Origin of the sequence: Enterococcus sp. DIV1682a (assembly GCF_051711005.1) — a bacterium.
Taxonomy (GTDB): Bacteria; Bacillota; Bacilli; order Lactobacillales; family Enterococcaceae; genus Enterococcus_B; species Enterococcus_B hirae.
Genome location: NZ_JBIOLT010000001.1, coordinates 555,359 through 573,266 on the forward strand (window position 1 = coordinate 555,359; position 17,908 = coordinate 573,266).

General features: G+C 37.3%; 16 protein-coding genes and 1 other annotated feature. Of the genes, 14 read left to right on the forward strand and 2 right to left on the reverse strand.

What is annotated here, in order from left to right; translation table 11 throughout:
- Positions 1–136: 136 nt before the first annotated feature.
- Positions 137–1,177, reverse strand: a complete 1,041-nt coding sequence (locus tag IGJ23_RS02500; protein WP_034866233.1) for a YeiH family protein — start codon at positions 1,175–1,177, stop codon at positions 137–139.
- A gap of 200 nt (positions 1,178–1,377) precedes the next feature.
- The gene (locus IGJ23_RS02505) at positions 1,378–2,340 is read right to left on the reverse strand and encodes a TDT family transporter (RefSeq protein WP_034699625.1); all 963 of its coding nucleotides are present in this window, start codon (positions 2,338–2,340) and stop codon (positions 1,378–1,380) included.
- 318 nt (positions 2,341–2,658) lie between these two features.
- On the opposite strand from IGJ23_RS02505, the gene IGJ23_RS02510 reads away from it, so the two are divergent.
- The 14 genes from IGJ23_RS02510 (at position 2,659) to IGJ23_RS02575 (ending at position 17,607) form a co-directional block, all read left to right on the forward strand.
- The gene (locus IGJ23_RS02510; RefSeq protein WP_207432879.1) at positions 2,659–3,477 is read left to right on the forward strand and encodes a LysR family transcriptional regulator; all 819 of its coding nucleotides are present in this window, start codon (positions 2,659–2,661) and stop codon (positions 3,475–3,477) included.
- 174 nt (positions 3,478–3,651) lie between these two features.
- A complete protein-coding gene (locus tag IGJ23_RS02515; RefSeq protein WP_010719984.1) occupies positions 3,652–4,848 on the forward strand; it encodes an FtsW/RodA/SpoVE family cell cycle protein in 1,197 nt (398 codons plus the stop codon).
- Between the two features lie 5 nt (positions 4,849–4,853).
- Positions 4,854–5,210 (forward strand): arsenate reductase family protein, encoded by a 357-nt coding sequence (locus IGJ23_RS02520; protein WP_010719983.1) that lies wholly within the window; start codon positions 4,854–4,856, stop codon positions 5,208–5,210.
- Between the two features lies 1 nt (position 5,211).
- A complete protein-coding gene (locus tag IGJ23_RS02525; protein ID WP_034699629.1) occupies positions 5,212–5,550 on the forward strand; it encodes a glycine cleavage system protein H in 339 nt (112 codons plus the stop codon).
- 88 nt (positions 5,551–5,638) lie between these two features.
- Positions 5,639–5,908: a binding site (T-box leader), on the forward strand.
- A gap of 76 nt (positions 5,909–5,984) precedes the next feature.
- On the forward strand, positions 5,985–7,019 hold the full coding sequence (locus IGJ23_RS02530; protein ID WP_053765902.1) for a methionine ABC transporter ATP-binding protein: 1,035 nt from the start codon (positions 5,985–5,987) through the stop codon (positions 7,017–7,019).
- Positions 7,012–7,698: a methionine ABC transporter permease gene (locus IGJ23_RS02535; protein WP_010719980.1), complete on the forward strand. Its 687-nt coding sequence runs from the start codon at positions 7,012–7,014 to the stop codon at positions 7,696–7,698. The genes IGJ23_RS02530 and IGJ23_RS02535 overlap by 8 nt, the downstream gene beginning before the upstream one ends.
- Before the next feature lie 23 nt (positions 7,699–7,721).
- Entirely contained in the window at positions 7,722–8,570 is an 849-nt protein-coding gene (locus tag IGJ23_RS02540) for a MetQ/NlpA family ABC transporter substrate-binding protein (RefSeq protein ID WP_010738388.1), read from the forward strand.
- Positions 8,571–9,026: 456 nt separating this feature from the next.
- The gene (gene sufC, locus IGJ23_RS02545; RefSeq protein ID WP_207432880.1) at positions 9,027–9,800 is read left to right on the forward strand and encodes a Fe-S cluster assembly ATPase SufC; all 774 of its coding nucleotides are present in this window, start codon (positions 9,027–9,029) and stop codon (positions 9,798–9,800) included.
- A gap of 13 nt (positions 9,801–9,813) precedes the next feature.
- On the forward strand, positions 9,814–11,103 hold the full coding sequence (sufD, locus tag IGJ23_RS02550; protein WP_161652270.1) for a Fe-S cluster assembly protein SufD: 1,290 nt from the start codon (positions 9,814–9,816) through the stop codon (positions 11,101–11,103).
- A complete protein-coding gene (locus tag IGJ23_RS02555) occupies positions 11,100–12,335 on the forward strand; it encodes a cysteine desulfurase (RefSeq protein WP_063626601.1) in 1,236 nt (411 codons plus the stop codon). Before sufD ends, IGJ23_RS02555 begins: the two co-directional genes overlap by 4 nt.
- Positions 12,322–12,792 (forward strand): Fe-S cluster assembly sulfur transfer protein SufU, encoded by a 471-nt coding sequence (sufU, locus tag IGJ23_RS02560; RefSeq protein WP_096709544.1) that lies wholly within the window; start codon positions 12,322–12,324, stop codon positions 12,790–12,792. The genes IGJ23_RS02555 and sufU overlap by 14 nt, the downstream gene beginning before the upstream one ends.
- 4 nt (positions 12,793–12,796) lie before the next feature.
- A complete protein-coding gene (gene sufB, locus IGJ23_RS02565; protein WP_010738383.1) occupies positions 12,797–14,188 on the forward strand; it encodes a Fe-S cluster assembly protein SufB in 1,392 nt (463 codons plus the stop codon).
- Between the two features lie 402 nt (positions 14,189–14,590).
- On the forward strand, positions 14,591–14,848 hold the full coding sequence (locus IGJ23_RS02570; protein ID WP_063626604.1) for a hypothetical protein: 258 nt from the start codon (positions 14,591–14,593) through the stop codon (positions 14,846–14,848).
- An 83-nt stretch (positions 14,849–14,931) separates the two neighbouring features.
- Positions 14,932–17,607 carry an AAA domain-containing protein gene (locus IGJ23_RS02575; RefSeq protein ID WP_251849351.1) on the forward strand — a complete coding sequence of 892 codons (2,676 nt, stop codon included), beginning with the start codon at positions 14,932–14,934 and terminating at the stop codon, positions 17,605–17,607.
- Positions 17,608–17,908 lie beyond the last annotated feature (301 nt).

A 17,908-nucleotide genomic window follows, 5' to 3' on the forward strand; every position in this document is an offset into this window, starting at 1 on the left:
CTGGAATCATTGACCTAAAAACCACCCCTTCGCCCTGAAATAGAAGTGACTATTTTGGGACGAAGAGGTGGTTTTAAGTCTGGGGATTTTATGAAGCCAACAAAGGCAGACCGCTTATACCAGTGGAATCCGGTAGTTATAGTGTTGTTAACCAAATGAATAGCAGCGCAGCAACAGTTTGCAGTAAACCAACTGCTAGACCATAAGATAAGAATCGAGGTCCTTCTTTCATGAATTTAGCGAAATCTAAACGTAAACCAATTGCGGCTAAAGCAGTGATTTCAAACCAATTACTAATAAAGTGAGCCCCTTTGTCGATAAAAGTTGGGAGCGTAAATAGGCTGTTGAGCAAGCAGAAAACTAAAAAGCCTAAAACATACCATGGTAATGGGAATCTTCTTTTCTTGGGACTGTCAGACGAAATCGTTTCAGCAGAAGCTGTCTTTTTTTGGATAAATTTTTCAAATAAATAGACAACAGCAACTAACATCATGATCCTTAAAATTTTAAAGAGCATGGCAAATTGAACAACTGAAGCATCAAGCAAACTGGCGCCAGCGACTACTTGTCCAACAGATTGAAGTGTTCCACCTAAAAGGGCACTTTTTTCAATTAAGTGATCTCCGTATAAGTGTAAGCCAAGAAAAGGTAAAGAAAGCATCATGATCGTTCCTAATAAATTCACTAATGTAATGATCTGTCCTTTTTCTTCCTCTTCAGCATGAATCACTGGAGCGATCGCTGCAATAGCCGAAGAACCGCAAACAGCATTTCCTCCTGCCATCATCAAGGAAGCTGTATCACTAAATAACAATTTCTTGCCGATCCAATAGGCACCGACGATCGTCACACTCATTTGCAACAAGACGAAGGCAATCCCTTTGATGCCGATTTGAGCAATCGTTTGAGCCGTAACCGTTGCTCCCAATAAGAAAACGGAGCATTCCAATAATTTGCTTTCAGCGAATTTTGTCCCAATGGCTAAAGAAGGTTGTTTGAAAAAAGTATTACCTAACAAGATCCCTAATAAAATGGCGATCGTGGCAGCACCAAGCTGTGGGAGCAACAATGCGAGAAGTTTGCTCATGACTGCTACTGAAAAAGCAAGAAGTAATCCAGGCAAGATTCTTCGTGAGCCTTGATTTTTAAATTGATTAATGGTTACTTGTAGATTCATGTTCTAAAAATTCCTTTCATTATCTGTGCGCATGTTTCAGAGTTGAAAAACGGGTACTCGTATTTAGAGGACGACGACTCTGAACTCAAGAATATCCTTGATAATAGTAGCACTATTCGTTTTGATTGACAAAGTTTAAAAACGCAAAAAATCTTCTGCCTTTTTCTAAATTTGAAAAAGACAGAAGAATAACATCTTAATTAAATTTCTTTAGGGACATATTTATTTGTGTTTCCATGTTCTTTGAACAAGAAGCGGATATAATGACCTAATACATAAAGCACCATTCCAGTAGCGATTACTAATTCAACCAGTTTCAAGACCGTTAAAAAGCCAGTAGCGATCCCTAATGAATGAAAGTAATTTACAGCACAAAACATAGCAGTTGCAGAAATAACTAGTGGAAAGGTAAAAGCAGCGTAGCTTGGATAAAAATGTAGTTTAAGTAATCGTGGTAAAAGAGATAGCACGATAAAATATAAAGTTTGCGAAAGGATAAATAAGGCAACGACTAAATAAAAGGAAGGTTGCGCAAAATTTTTCAAATAGCCAGTTAAACAAAGAGATCCCGGAGCTGCAACGATCGTGATCAATGGTAGTGTAGGATGTGCCATGTTTTTCACGAAAAATACCCGATGGATGATGATTGGCAATAAGAAAACGTAACAAGCTAGAGATAACCAAAAGAATAGTTGGCCAATGAATGGGAAAAAGTTTCCAGCAGTTACTGTAATTACCCCGAAACCAACATAAATAATGAACCAACTTGGATAAATGACTTCCAGTGATAAGTCTGCTTTGATTACATGATGGTAAGTAAAGTAAACAACTAAAATCACTTGTAGAAGGACAGCGCCAAGCCAGATGATCCGAACGATTGGTAAAAGGTGCGTAAATGGAACAAAGTAAGTACAAATAACCATTAATGACATCGTAAAAGTCGGTGAAACCGAGGCAATGATTGGATCATGTAATGTTTGTCTCGTATGTTCAAATAATAGGAACAATTTGCTAAACATTAGGATCATGAGAATCATACTAATCCCACCAATGATATTTCCTAGATGAATCCAATGATATTCTTTAAACAGATTACCTAGCGAAGCTAAACCTAGAATGAGCCCACAAATCGGGACAGGAATAAGTTTTAAAAAATTCTTCATTAATTGAATTCTCCTTTTCATAAGATGAGTGTGTTGTCTAAAGCCCAGAACAAAATGATCAGTCAGGTGGAAAGGTTGATAGTAGGTTGCATAAATAATTATGAATGACTATTTATTGGGAAATAAACAAATCGGTAGCCCTGACTGATCATTAAGAATACAAGTAACGATCTTTTTATGTCTGAGCGAGATCGAAACATTCGTTGCTTTTCAATCTCATATATTGTGCGTTACATTTACTATTATAGTCATTTCATGATATATTTAAATCAAATAGTTGATATAGTTACTATAATAAATAATTATGGAAGTGATCGCATGCTGAAATTGTTAACAACTTTTCGTGTCGTATACGAAACAAGAAATTTTTCTCGAACAGCCGAATTACTTTTCTTATCTCAACCTGCTGTTTCAAATCAAATCAAACAGCTGGAAAGAGAATTAGGAGTGATTCTCTTTGAGCGAAATGGTCGGAAAGAAATGAAGCCGACAAAACAAGCAGATCTACTCTACGAACGAGCGTTAGTTTTATTAGAGGAGTGGCAAGAAACACAACAACAATTACTAGATGAACAAAATGAAGAAGAAGTTTGCCGAATCGTTGCTTCTCACACTTTTGCCGTCTATCTGTTACCAAAATTGTTGAAAGATTTGCTTTTGAAATATCCTAAAATTAATTTTGTGATTGCCTATGCCAATTCTCATGATGCGTTGGAACAAGTAGCAAAACACGAGGCTGACTTTGGTTTTATCGAAAAACCTTTAGAAACTTCTGGTGTTCAAAGGTTTTCATTGATGGAGGATGAACTAGTGATTGCGGGGGATTCTGACAGTCAGTTATGGTTAGTTCGAGAAACAACTTCTGGAGTTTTTCATTATACGCAACGGTATTTTGAAGAAAAAAATATCCATGGGAAAAAGTTGTTAGTAAAAAGTAACGAAGTCATTGCCGCTCTTTTAAAGGAAGGAGTGGGACGTTCGATTTTATCAAAACGTGCGGTGCCACCAGAAATACCAACCGAGAAATTAGCGTATCATCGAAATTTTTATTTGATCCAGCGAACAAATTTAGTTTCAGAGAATTTACAAGCGATTGGTAAAGAGATCTTGAGATATAATGAACGCTATCAAAAATGATTCGTCAGAACTTTATCTGTTATCTCGATGATGGGTCTAACTGAAGAGTAGCAAGGCAGATGATTAGATAAGAATAATTTTAAGTTTTCCCAAATGTATTTGCTTTGGCTTTCAATTATGCCGCTAGACCGCTATAATATAGAACAGTATGGTTTTTAAGAAAAGGGATGAAACATGGAAAAAAAAATAAAAGCTTCTAATAATAATCGTGATAATCGCATTGATTATGGCGTCATATTACCAGTCTTCTTATTATGTTTGATTGGATTGCTTTCTTTATATGTCGCGCTGAGTCATGATCCTAACCACCCTTCGGTAGTAAGAGGTGTTGGGATGCAAGCGATTTGGTATATCGTGGGCTCAATTGCTATTGTCGTGATTATGCATTTGAATTCCAAATGGATCTGGAAATTAACACCTTATCTCTATGGTTTTGGTCTAATTGTAATGGGACTCTTGTTAAAGTTTTATGACCGCAACCTCGCCCAGTCGACCGGTTCCAAAAACTGGTTTAGTTTTGGTTCCTTGACGTTTCAGCCAGCAGAGTTAATGAAAATTGCTTATATTTTAATGATGGCGCTGATCGTGACAAAACATAATACTCAGATGAAGGAACGAACGCTCAAATCAGATTTTTGGTTGATCGCCAAGATGTTGATTGTGACGCTCCCGGTTTTAGCCTTGATTATGGCACAAGATGATTTTGGGACCATGCTGGTATTTTTAGCAATTTTTGGTGGAGTTTTCTTAATGTCTGGTATCTCTTGGCGCATTATCGTGCCCGTAATTGCTTTGGCAGTGATTGTCGGTGCTGGGACGATCTTTTTAGTTACCACAGAAGGCGGAAGAGATTTATTATATAAAATCGGGTTTAAATCTTACCAGTTTGCTCGTATCGATTCTTGGCTTGATCCATTCCATGACACGACTGGGATGAGCTATCAGCCAGCACAAGGGTTGCTCGCAATAGGAACTGGTGGATTATTAGGTAAAGGATTCAATGTAAGTAATATCTATGTACCTGTTCGTGAATCAGATATGATTTTCACCGTGATTGGTGAGAATTTTGGGTTTATCGGTGGCGCATTCGTCATCTTCTTGTATTTTATTTTGATTTATCGTATGATTCGTGTCTGCTTTGATACGAACAATGAATTTTATGCTTATATCGCCAGCGGCTTGATCATGATGCTCTTGTTCCATGTATTTGAAAATATTGGTGCTAATATTGGACTCTTACCATTAACAGGGATTCCCCTGCCATTCATTAGTCAAGGTGGGTCATCGATCCTTGGAAATATGATTGGTATCGGTTTGATATTATCCATGAGGTATCAAAATGAGGCGCCTGCGAAAACTTCTAGGAGGTAACACTGTTGTATCGTTTTTATTGGTATCCGAAATGTTCCACTTGCAAAAAAGCGAAAGCTTGGTTGGATGCGCATCATGTTGATTATCAAGTAATTGATATGATTGCTAGTCCACCATCGGAAGAAATGATCACAGACTGGTTGGAACATAATGAGATTCCATTACGTCGTCTGTTCAATACGAGTGGCATGAAGTATCGGGAAATGGGGCTAAAAGACCAAGTGGCTGATTTTTCGATCAATGAAGCTAGTCGCATTCTTTCAAGTGATGGGATGTTGATCAAACGTCCCCTGATCGTCAAAGGCAAACAACTCGTCGCAATCGGTTTTAATGAAAAAATATACGAAGGAGTATTGATATAAAATGGCTGGGAAACACTTGAAGAAAAAAGATAACCTTTGGATCTTATTTAATGGGAAAGAATATTGTGTCGGTTTAACTAATGAAGCACAAAAAGAATTAGGTGATATCACATTTGCCAATTTGCCAAAAGCTGGTCAGTCTTATCAAAGCGGGGAGCCTTTGATCGAAGTGGAAGCTGAAAAAGCAGTCAGTGAATTTGCTAGCCCATTAAGCGGTACGGTTTCTTCCGTGAATGAAAAAATCAATGAAGATATCAATGTCTTAAATGATCAAGATGAAATGAATGCTTGGCTTTTAAGCTTTAAAGAAGTCGATCCAACAGAATTTGAGAAATTATAAGAGTTAGCAATTTTCAGAAAATTTTAAAGAAGTAACCGGTAAAATGTTGACACGTTATTTTCCAACTGCTATAATCAGAACAATCATAAATAAAGCTTTGAAAAGAAGAGTACATGTCACAGACGTTCAAAGAGAGCCCTGATTGCTGAAAAAGGGTAACGGAAATGAGATGGAAGATGGTCTTAGAGCAGAGTAGGTGAGCCTTGCAAACTTACTACGGGGGTGCCCGTTACAGCACAACGGTATACGGGCATGATTATGATGAAAGAACGATGACCCAAGTACTGGTAAAGGTTGTTATTGTGAGATAGCAGCAAATCAAGGTGGTAACACGGAAGTTTCAGCTTTCGTCCTTTTGCTAAAGCAAGGGGGCGGAAGCTTTTTTGTTTCCCACTTGATCTCCATGTAAAAAATAAAAGAAAGATGTGAGCGATATGTCATTGATCCAATTAACCAATGTTGAGAAAACATTTGGTGGCAAAAATGGAACGATCCAAGCGGTAAATGATGTTTCATTAACTGTTGAAAAGGGTGATATTTACGGCATCGTTGGCTATTCTGGAGCAGGTAAAAGTACACTTGTCCGTTTATTGAACGGATTAGAGCTACCTACTAGCGGAACGGTTGTTGTGAATGACCAAGAGATTACCAAACTAAAAAATAAAGAACTGAGAACATTTCGTAAAAAAATCGGTATGATTTTCCAACATTTCAATTTGTTATGGTCACGGACGGTTTTAGAAAATATCCAACTACCATTAGAATTAGCAGGCGTACCTAAAGCCCAACGTAAAGAACGGGCAGAAGAATTGCTTGGATTAGTCGGATTAGAGGGTAGAGGAAATGCCTATCCTTCACAACTTTCAGGAGGACAAAAACAAAGAGTTGGGATAGCTCGAGCGTTGGCAAATGAACCTGAGATCTTACTTTGTGACGAAGCAACAAGTGCGCTAGATCCACAAACCACTGAAGAAGTATTGGATCTTTTATTAGCTATCAATAAGAAATTACATTTAACGATCGTATTGATCACGCACGAAATGAACGTGATTCGTAAAATCTGTAACAAGGTAGCTGTGATGGAACGAGGAAAAGTTGTGGAAGAAGGCGATGTTTTGACAGTCTTCAAAAATCCAAAACAAGAAGTAACAAAACGTTTCGTGCAACAAGATATCGAACCAGAAGCAGACTCAAAAGAATTATTGGCTGAATTGATCAAAGAAAATCCAAAAGGTCGATTAGTGACATTAGTGTTCAACGAAAAAAATGCTAACGAGCCAGTCATCTCTCAAGCCATTCGTCAGTATAACGTCGACATCAATGTCGTTTACGGTAAAATTAAACAAACAGCAGAAGGTTCTTTTGGTTCCTTAACGACACTGATGACTGGGTCAGAGAACGAATTGGATCAAGCAGAGCGGTTTATTAAAGAACAAGGTGTTGGAGTGGAGGTGATCCACCGTGGATAAAAGCTTTGCAGAAACGTATTTAGATTTTAGTCAAATCAACATGGAGACGATGAAACAAGCATTCATCGATACGCTTTATATGACGTTGGTGTCCATGGTATTAGTGACCATCATTGGTTTAGTCCTAGGTTTGATCCTGTATTCGATTGGACGAAAAAATAAACCTTATGCACGAATCATTTATGGCATTGTTTCGATTATTAGTAATATCTTTCGATCTACACCATTTATGATCTTGATGGTCTTGATCATTCCTTTCACGAAAGCAATCGTCGGAACCATGCTAGGGGCGCAAGCTGCTATTCCTGCCTTGGTACTTTCAGCTGCCCCATTTTATGCTCGTCTAGTTGAAATTGCTTTTCGTGAAGTTAGTCCTGGAGTTTTAGAAGCGGCGGATGCGATGGGTGCTAGCTACTGGGAAATCATTTGGAAAGTCTTGATACCAGAAAGCGTGCCTGCACTGATCTCCGGATTGACAGTTACTACCATTTCAATGATCGGCTTTACTGCGATGGCGGGTGCAATCGGAGCTGGTGGTTTGGGAGGTCTTGCTTGGCAAGAAGGTTACCAACGTGGTAATCTGACCGTGACATTTGTGGCAACGTTAGTGATACTAGTCATTGTATTTATTGTTCAAGGAATTGGGGACTTTTTAACAAAGAAAACAGATAAAAGATAAGAAGAAATAGGAGGATAAAGGATATGAAAAAGAAAATTTTTGGATTTGCAGCAGCGGTCTTGCTGACTGTAGGGTTAGCAGCTTGTGGCAATAATAGCGATAGTAAAGGTGCTTCATCAAAAAGTGACGATACAACTTTAAAAGTAGGCGCATCACCAACACCTCATGCAGAAATCTTGGAACACGTCCAACCGCTATTGAAAGATGAAGGCATTAATTTAGAAATCGTGAAATTCGATGACTACATTTTACCAAATCAATCTTTAGCAGAAGGCGATATCGATGCCAATTATTTTCAACATATTCCTTATCTAAATAAAGAAATCAAAGAAAAAGGCTATGATTTTGTCAATGCGGGAGCTGTCCATATTGAACCAATGGGCTTGTACTCAAAGAAAATCAAAGACATTGCTGATTTAAAAGACGGCGCAACAGTGATTACTTCAAATTCAGAATCTGACTGGGGACGAATCATCACTATTTTACAAAATGCTGGCTTAGTTAAGGTAAAAGATGGCGTAGATCTAGAAACAGCTACGTTTGATGACATCGCTGAAAACCCTAAAAACTTAAAATTCAATCATTCGATTGATCCTTCTTTATTAGCTTCTACTTATCAAAATGATGAAGGTGACTTAGTAGCGATCAATGCAAACTTTGCTTATGGTGCTGGTTTGAATCCATTGAAAGATTCTGTCTTATTAGAAGAAGACAACTCACCATATGTGAATATCATTGCCACACGTAAAGGTGATGAAAATAGCGAAAAAATCAAAAAATTACTTGAAGTCTTACACCGTGAAGACGTCCAAAAATGGATTGAAGACAAATGGGGCGGTTCAGTCAAACCTGTCGCAGCTGATGCTAAATAAGCACTTCAAAAAATAGAGTTGAACAAAATCAAATGTTAATCTAAAAAATAATCAAGTCATCAAAAACATCAAAGTTAGTTGATTTTACTAGCTTTGATGTTTTTTTGTAGAGTGAATAGTGAATAAATTAGCTATGTAACCAATAGAGAACTCTCTTTATTATGGCATTTTTCAAGAAGCATTTATTAAGAACAGGTAAGCGGTAATCAAGAGATGCGTACTGACATCATTCTGCAAGCCAACGTTCACCTATCGTTTTACATAAAACAAATCAACATAACCAGTGATCTATGAATGCTAAAAACAGAAGTTTCTTTATAAATATTATTATCTAGTAATATTGATTTAATGATAACTCGTGAAAAAAGTTTTGATTTTAGTGGGTTATAACATTGCGCTCTATTCTCAATTAGTCTAAAATAAGTGAGAACGAAACAGAATCTGGAGGGAATTTGCATGTCTGTCTTAGAAATAAAAAATTTACACGTCTCAATTGAAGAGAAAGAAATTCTTAAAGGCGTAAACTTAACGATGAAAACAGGCGAGATCCATGCCATTATGGGACCAAATGGAACAGGGAAATCGACGCTGTCAGCCGCTATTATGGGGAATCCAAACTATGAAGTCACTGAAGGCGAGATCTTATTTGACGGAAAAAATATCTTAGATTTAGAGGTCGATGAACGGGCACGTCTAGGGTTATTTTTAGCGATGCAATACCCAAGCGAAATTCCTGGGATCACGAATGCAGAATTTATGCGTGCAGCGATCAATGCCAAACGTGATGAAGACGATAAAATGTCTGTTTTGACTTTCTTGAAAAAATTAGATGAAAAAATGGCGATGTTAAATATGCCAGAAGAAATGGCCGAACGTTACTTGAATGAAGGTTTTTCTGGTGGCGAAAAGAAACGAAATGAAATCTTACAATTATTGATGTTAGAACCAACTTTTGCCATTTTAGATGAAATTGATTCTGGGTTAGATATCGATGCATTGAAAGTCGTAGCAAAAGGGGTCAATGAAATGCGTAGCGAAAACTTTGGCGCATTGATCATTACCCACTACCAACGATTATTGAATTATATCACTCCTGATGTCGTCCACATCATGATGGAAGGACGTGTCGTGATGACTGGGAATGCAGATCTAGCGAAACGACTTGAAGCAGAAGGGTATGCTGGCATCAGCAAAGAACTAGGAATTGACTATAAAGAAGAAGAAGCGTAAGGAGGAGCGGAAAATGAAAGAAACGAACTGGCTCGACCAACTTGACGCAGTTACCAATTTTTCTTTAAGCAAAGGGGAACCTGAATGGATGACCCAATTACGTCAAGCAGCGTTAGAAAAAGCCAATCAATTACCACTTCCTCAGATCGATCGTGTAAAATTCCATCGCTGGCCATTATTCGATATCCATGAGTTCACAGACCACTTTAGTGAGACAGGAAATGTAGCTGGGTTTGACGTAATGAAAGATAACCCTGTGTTGGTGCAAGAAGGAACAAGTACGATCTTTGAACAATTACCAGTGGAACTCATGGAAAAAGGCGTGATCTTTACAGATATCTTCACAGCGCTCCAAGAGCATCCAGATTTAATCAAACCATACTATATGGAAAAAGCAGTGAAAATGGATGAAGATCAATTGACCGCTTTACATGCTGCTTTCATGAACAGCGGAGTATTTTTATATGTTCCTAAAAATGTCGTGATCAATGAGCCAATTGAGAGCTTATTCATCCAAGATGGCAAATTAGCACAGCATTTCTTTAAACATGTCTTGATCGTCGCAGAGGAACATAGTGAGTTCTCTTACTTGGAACGATTCCAAACGACCAAAGAGAAAATCCAAAAAGCTTCTGGTAATATCATTGTCGAAGTAATCGCTAAAGCTGGAGCAAAAATCAAATATTCAGCTGTCGATCAATTAGGAGAAAATATCACTTCTTATATCAACCGCCGAGGTCATATTTTACGTGATGCTTCTGTAGATTGGGCAATCGGCGTGATGAATGATGGACATGTAATTGCTGATTTTGATTCTGATTTAGTTGGCGAAGGCGCCCATGCAGAAGTGAAAATCGTTGCCATTAGCTCAGGAAAACAAATCCAAGGAATTGATACGCGTGTCACGAACAAAGCGCCTCATACGATCGGACATATCTTACAACATGGTGTGATCCGAGAAAAAGGGACGTTGACTTTCAACGGGATCGGACATATCTTAAAAGGCGCAAAAGGAGCCGATGCCCAACAAGAAAGTCGAGTATTGATGCTTTCAGATAAAGCAAGAGGAGATGCCAATCCGATCTTACTCATTGATGAAAATGAAGTCACTGCAGGACATGCTGCCAGTGTTGGTCGGGTCGATCCTGAAGAAATGTATTATTTGATGAGCCGTGGTCTTCATAAAGAAGAAGCAGAACGATTAGTTATTCGAGGCTTCCTTGGCTCTGTGTTAACAGCAATTCCAGTAGAAGCAGTCCGAAAAGAGTTAGTGGAGGTTATTGAAGGGAAGTTGAATGTATGATTCTGAAAGAAACCATTCGCGAAGATTTTCCAATATTATTTCAAGAAGTCAATGATGAACCGCTCGTTTATTTAGACAATGCAGCCACTACGCAAAAGCCAACAGCAGTAATTGAAGCAATAAAAAAATACTACGAACAAGATAATGCCAATGTGCATCGAGGAGTCCACACCTTAGCCGAACGAGCAACATTTGCCTATGAAGGCGCTCGGGAAAAGGTCAGAAAGTTTATCCATGCAGCTGAAACTGCTGAAGTCCTATTTACTCGTGGCACCACCACGAGTTTGAACTGGGTCGCTCGCAGCTTTGGTGAACAGTTTCTGCAAGCAGGGGATGAAATCTTAATTTCTTACATGGAACACCATTCCAATGTCATTCCTTGGCAACAATTAGCCAAAAAGACAGGAGCAACATTAAAATATATTGACTTGACTACCGACGGATTTTTAGACATGACACAAGCAAAACAATTGATCACTAACAAAACAAAAATCGTATCGATTGCTCATGTTTCAAATGTCTTAGGTGTGATCAATCCCGTCAAAGAACTAGGAAAACTTGTCCATGAGCAAGGTGGGGTACTAGTTGTAGATGGCGCACAATCCGCTCCTCATATGCCAATCAACGTCCAAGAATTAGACTGTGATTTCTTTGCGTTTAGCGGACACAAAATGTGTGGACCGACTGGGATCGGAGTCTTATATGGCAAACGAAAATGGTTAGAACAAATGGAACCAGTCGAATTTGGTGGCGAAATGATCGACTTTGTCGACTTGTACGATAGTACTTGGAAAGAACTTCCATGGAAATTCGAAGCCGGCACACCTAATATCGCTGGAGCCATCGCACTAGGTCAAGCGATTGACTATCTCGAAAACGTTGGGTTGGACAATATCCATGATCATGAAAAAGAATTAATTGCCTATGTCTTACCTAAACTACAACAAATCGATGGGTTGACCATTTATGGACCACAAGATCCCGCTACTCGTACAGGGGTCATCGCCTTTAATCTAGATGGCTTGCATCCTCATGATGTAGCCACTGCTTTAGATATGGAAGGTGTCGCTGTTCGTGCAGGTCATCATTGTGCCCAACCTTTATTGAACTATTTAGAAGTCTCGGCGACTGCACGAGCAAGCTTTTATTTTTATAATACGAAACAAGATGCAGATCGTTTAGTCGAAGCAATTCTTGCAACGAAGGAGTTTTTCCAACATGGCACTCTCTAAACTAGATAATCTCTATCGCCAGGTCATACTTGATCATTCTTCGCATCCTCATCATCGAGGTACATTGACTGAATCAACCAGTCGAATCGAATTGAATAATCCGACCTGTGGCGATGTCATCGAATTACAAGTCGAAGTCAAAGAAGGAATCATCAAGAATATCGCATTCAACGGTAACGGTTGTTCCATCAGTACAGCCAGTGCATCCATGATGACCGATGCTGTCATGGGAAAATCTGTTGAAGAAGCACAACAATTGATCACTGATTTCTCGCAATTAGTCCAAGGAAAAGAAGTCAAAGCCATCGACCAATTAGGCGATGCAGCAATGCTCAGTGGCGTAGCCAAATTTCCCGCAAGAATCAAATGTGCCACATTAGGCTGGAAAGCCTTAGAAAAAGCAATGGAAGAAAACGGCACTGCAACCTTCCATCACGTGCATCAGGAAGAGGAGTGAGAACATGGGTGTACCAGAATTAGAAGAATATAAATTTGGTTTTCACGATGATGTGGAACCAGTTTTCAGTACAGGAGAAGGCTTAACTGAAGAAGTCGTTCGAGAAATGTCTCGAATCAAAGGTGAACCTGAATGGATGTTAGATTTTCGTTTGAAATCCTTAGAAACATTCAATAAAATGCCCATGCAAAAATGGGGACCAGACCTGTCAGACATCGACTTCAATGCCATAAAATATTACCAAAAACCAAGTGATAAACCTGCCCGAGATTGGGAAGATGTACCTGATAAAATCAAAGAAACCTTTGAAAAAATCGGGATTCCTGAAGCAGAACGTGCATACCTCGCAGGTGCTTCTGCTCAATATGAATCAGAAGTCGTTTACCACAACATGAAAGACGAATTTGAAAAATTAGGGATCGTCTTCACCGATACTGATTCTGCATTGAAAGAATATCCTGAGTTATTCAAAGAATACTTTTCCAAATTAGTCCCACCCACTGACAACAAACTTGCTGCTTTAAATTCAGCTGTTTGGTCAGGAGGAACATTTATTTATGTACCTAAAGGAGTAAAAGTCGACGTTCCATTACAAACATACTTTAGGATCAATGCCGAAAATACCGGACAATTTGAACGAACATTGATCATCGTTGACGAAGGAGCCAGCATCCATTATGTCGAAGGCTGTACAGCACCAACGTATTCAAGTAACAGTCTTCATGCAGCAATCGTTGAAATCTTCACCCGAAAAGACGCCTATTGTCGCTATACCACGATCCAAAACTGGTCAGACAATGTCTATAACTTAGTGACCAAAAGAGCCAAAGCTTACGAAGGTGCCACAGTCGAATGGATCGACGGCAACCTAGGAGCTAAAACAACGATGAAATATCCAAGTGTTTACCTAGACGGCAAAGGTGCGCGTGGCACGATGCTTTCCATTGCATTTGCTGGCGCAAACCAAATCCAAGATACTGGGGCGAAAATGATCCATAACGCACCAAACACTTCAAGCTCCATCGTCTCCAAATCAATCTCAAAAGACGGTGGAGAAGTTAATTATCGAGGACAAGTAACCTTCGCTAAAAACAGCGCCGGTTCCATCTCTCACATTGAATGCGACACGATCATCATGGACGAATACTCAAAATCCGATACGATCCCATTCAACGAGATCCACAACAGCCAAGTCTCTTTGGAACACGAAGCCAAAGTCTCAAAAATCTCAGAAGAACAACTCTATTATCTTATGAGCCGAGGCCTAACCGAATCCGAAGCCACCGAAATGATCGTCATGGGCTTCGTCGAACCATTCACCAAAGAACTCCCAATGGAATACGCAGTCGAACTCAACCGTTTGATCAGTTATGAGATGGAAGGTTCCGTGGGTTAAATGAATACCATAAGCTAGAAATACCTTTTTAGGGTGTTTCTAGCTTTTTTGTTAGTTCAGTCATCTTTGCAAAGAAGATAGCATTAAAAGTTAAATGCTATAGAAAAAATGAAATATTTTATCAAATATTTGCAAGATAAAATAAAAAAAATGAATGAAATAAGCTGAAAAAAGAAAAAAACAATTGAGGGAAATATGCTAACATGAACAAAAAGTATCCATTAATCCTTAGTCTGATATTATTGATGGTTCGACTGATGTTACTTGATAGCCTATACAGTTATTTAATAGTAAAGATTTGATTCAATAGTTTTAATACCGAATTAGTTAATTAAGATAAGCAACAGCTTTTATAATGATGTTTCGTTCCTTAACTAGATAAAAGAATGGAGAGTATTTCTCATGGAAAAAAATGTAGATCTCGATAAATTAGTAGCTGATTCATATAGTCTAAGTAGCTGTCTTTCAGCATTAAGTCAGATGTCTTATGAACGATTGACATTAAATTCAATCAGTTTAGAAGATATTAATGAAATAAATGCAATTATTATTAGTATAAAATGTCTAGCAGAACAACATGCACAAGAGATGGAAGCATTTGAACTTGAAAAAATGGAATATGTTTCAAGTACAGTAGAAGAAGTTATCAAGAAAAGTTGAGTGGCTCTGAATTCCAGTTAAATCTTTTATTCCCAATAATCTAGAATAAGCATATAGTCTGAAATTGAGGTGGTATGATCTAAATGTTTTCCATATCTATGAATGGACAAGACAAAACGAATCAAATAATTGATTGGAAGCTCTGGGAAAAAGACAATAAACTAATGATAACTGTTTATTTCCCGTCAGGTAAATCGTTTTGGAAGCCATTAGATTTATGTAAAATTACACCACAAAAAGAGATACATGCAGGTCTTTTATCTAAAGAAGAAAATGTTTATCAACAAATAGATAAAGCCACTGAATACGGGAATAAGTATATTGTTGTAAACTATCCAAATGACCAAAAAAAGTATGTCATGAAGTCAGAAAAAGTAAGTATTATTTCGAGTTCTGATTTGAAAAATGAGGATATATTTTCTTATTTTACTGAAATTGTAAAAGAGCGTGTTCGTAATGCTAGTCCAGCAAATAAATCTATGGCCGAAAACATCAAGAGGCAATTGGAAAAAATCACTCCTTATAAAGGAACCGCGTTGCATTCGTATTGCTATGGTAAAAATGAGGCTAGAAATTCTTTGAAACATTTTATTTTTCCCTTTGGATTGAATGAGAGTCAATTAAAAGCTGTTGAAAATGCCTTTTCCTCTCAAATTAGTATTATTGAAGGACCTCCTGGTACAGGAAAGACACAAACTATTTTAAATATTATTGCAAATATTTTAATGAATAAAAAATCTGTTGCAATTGTTTCAAATAACAACCCAGCAGTTGAAAATGTGTATGAGAAGATGGCTAAAAAAGAACTAGACTACCTTATTGCGAAATTAGGAAGTTCAACTAATAGGACAGAATTCTTTGCAGGGGTAAAAGAAGTTCCTCGTTATAATTCAAATTCTGCAGCTACTCCTATAAAGGAAATTGATGATATTTTAGCGAAGGTGAAAGCAAGTCTGGCTACACAAAATAAAGTAGCGCAATTGACTGCAGAAATCAGCGAGCTGCTTGTTGAGAAAAAGTACTTAGAAGAATGGCATGAAGAAAATACACTTGTAGAGTTAATGGATGTCGAAAGATACAAATTAAGTCCAGAGAAAACTTCTGATTTACTTGCATATATGAATTATCTTTCTCAAATAAAATTTTCTTTTAAAGAGAGATTCCGCTTATTGCTAGGGTTTAGAATATTTAGAACTAAGTTTTTAAATACTTATACTGAACGAATAAATTTTATTTATTCTCTACAATTTCATTATTATGAAAAAACGTTACAACAAAAAGAACAGCAATTACAAAAATATAAGAACGATTTGAATAGGGATAATTTCGAAAAATTATTAGAAGAGTTAACGAATAAATCAATGCAATTTCTCAAGCAACAATTATCAAAATCAATTCCATCTAATTCAAATTTTACCGCAGATAGCTATAAAAAGGAGTTCAGTAATTTTATTAAACGTTTTCCAGTGATTGGCAGTAGTACACATTCGATTATTAATTCTATAGCAGAGGGAGCGATATTAGACTATATCATTATCGACGAAGCATCACAGCAAGATATCGTTCCAGGGATTTTGAGTCTGGGCTGTGCAAAGAATATTATTGTGGTGGGTGATCGCAAACAACTTCCCCACATACCTGAAAAGACAGAAATCAAGGCGCCTTCTAATGATTACGAATGTACAAAATATAGTTTACTGGATTCTTTTATCAATGTATTTAAAGAGAAAGTGCCGATTACTTTGTTGAAAGAGCACTATAGATGCCATCCTAAAATTATCCAATTTTGCAATCAGCAATTTTACAATAATCAATTAATCCCTATGACTATCGATGAAGGAGAAGCATCCATTGAACTAATTACCACATCTAAAGGAAACCATACAAGAAAACGAACTAATTTGCGGGAAATTGAGTCTTTAGTAGAAGTTGGCTGGTCTGATGAGAAAGACATCGGATTTATTGCTCCTTATAACAATCAAGTGAATTTAGCTGGGAAGTATCTACCAGAAGAGTTTGCTAGAGCAACCATTCATAAATTTCAAGGAAGAGAATGTAAAGAAATTATTTTTTCAACAGTTTTGGATAAGAAAAAAAGCAGTCAAGTATCGATTGATTTTGTTGATAATCCGCATTTGGTTAATGTAGCTGTTTCTAGAGCCATCAATAAATTCACTTTAGTAACTGGTAATCAAGTATTTACAAAGAATAATAAAAGTTTGGCAGCTTTAGTTAGATATATTAAGTACTATGCCTCTGATCAATACATCTATGATAGTCCAGTAATTTCTGCATTCGATTTATTATATAAGGAATATGATCGTTCTCTGGAAAAATTAAATACTCAATTAAATTTAAAGGACTCATATTTCAAATCTGAGCGGATTATGGCTGCCTTGTTGAGGGATATTTTAAGGACAGATGAATTTGCTTCTTTGACGTTTCATATGCAGATCAAGTTAATCCAACTTGTCTCCATAAAAAATAATTCATTTACTGATAGAGAGATAGAATTCATGAAGCAAAAATCGAGCTGTGATTTTGTCATTTATTATAAGATCGGCAAGATTCCGATTGGAGTGATTGAAGTGGATGGAAGTAGTCATGATGATAAGGTGCAGCAAGAACGTGACAGGCTTAAAAATATTATTTTAGAAAAAGCTGAAATCCCTTTGCTTAGGTTGAAGACAATTGAAGGAAACATTGGGAGAAAAACAAAAAAATTTTTAAACGAGTGTATGAATAAGAGTGGTGCCTAATTTGAAATGAGTAGTTGCTCAGTTTATGGGAAAATTATTTATAAAGAAAATGTAATCGTTAGCAATATAAGACGAATCCGATTAGAGAAAGAAATTGGTCAATTCGAGGTTTTACGGTGTATCAAATAATAAAGACTTGTCAGCATTACTACAGTTGGAATTAAAAATCTTAAAAAATATAGAAAAGGAAAGAAATATGGAATATTACAAGAATACATTGGGTTATATAAGAAATAAATTTGATGTTCCTCGGGGAAGGAAATATTTGTATTAAAAAATAGGAATTAATATTTACAAATAA

What these genes read in the sequence shown, in the direction of transcription:
- IGJ23_RS02515 (WP_010719984.1), top strand. Translation starts at nt 3,652, where the DNA reads ATGGAAAAAAAAATAAAAGCTTCTAATAATAATCGTGATAATCGCATT.
- IGJ23_RS02510 (WP_207432879.1), top strand. Translation starts at nt 2,659, where the DNA reads ATGCTGAAATTGTTAACAACTTTTCGTGTCGTATACGAAACAAGAAAT.
- sufC (WP_207432880.1), top strand. Translation starts at nt 9,027, where the DNA reads ATGTCTGTCTTAGAAATAAAAAATTTACACGTCTCAATTGAAGAGAAA.
- sufU (WP_096709544.1), top strand. Translation starts at nt 12,322, where the DNA reads ATGGCACTCTCTAAACTAGATAATCTCTATCGCCAGGTCATACTTGAT.
- sufD (WP_161652270.1), top strand. Translation starts at nt 9,814, where the DNA reads ATGAAAGAAACGAACTGGCTCGACCAACTTGACGCAGTTACCAATTTT.
- IGJ23_RS02540 (WP_010738388.1), top strand. Translation starts at nt 7,722, where the DNA reads ATGAAAAAGAAAATTTTTGGATTTGCAGCAGCGGTCTTGCTGACTGTA.
- sufB (WP_010738383.1), top strand. Translation starts at nt 12,797, where the DNA reads ATGGGTGTACCAGAATTAGAAGAATATAAATTTGGTTTTCACGATGAT.
- IGJ23_RS02575 (WP_251849351.1), top strand. Translation starts at nt 14,932, where the DNA reads ATGTTTTCCATATCTATGAATGGACAAGACAAAACGAATCAAATAATT.
- IGJ23_RS02555 (WP_063626601.1), top strand. Translation starts at nt 11,100, where the DNA reads ATGATTCTGAAAGAAACCATTCGCGAAGATTTTCCAATATTATTTCAA.
- IGJ23_RS02525 (WP_034699629.1), top strand. Translation starts at nt 5,212, where the DNA reads ATGGCTGGGAAACACTTGAAGAAAAAAGATAACCTTTGGATCTTATTT.
- IGJ23_RS02570 (WP_063626604.1), top strand. Translation starts at nt 14,591, where the DNA reads ATGGAAAAAAATGTAGATCTCGATAAATTAGTAGCTGATTCATATAGT.
- IGJ23_RS02505 (WP_034699625.1), bottom strand. Translation starts at nt 2,340, where the DNA reads ATGAAGAATTTTTTAAAACTTATTCCTGTCCCGATTTGTGGGCTCATT.
- IGJ23_RS02500 (WP_034866233.1), bottom strand. Translation starts at nt 1,177, where the DNA reads ATGAATCTACAAGTAACCATTAATCAATTTAAAAATCAAGGCTCACGA.
- IGJ23_RS02530 (WP_053765902.1), top strand. Translation starts at nt 5,985, where the DNA reads ATGTCATTGATCCAATTAACCAATGTTGAGAAAACATTTGGTGGCAAA.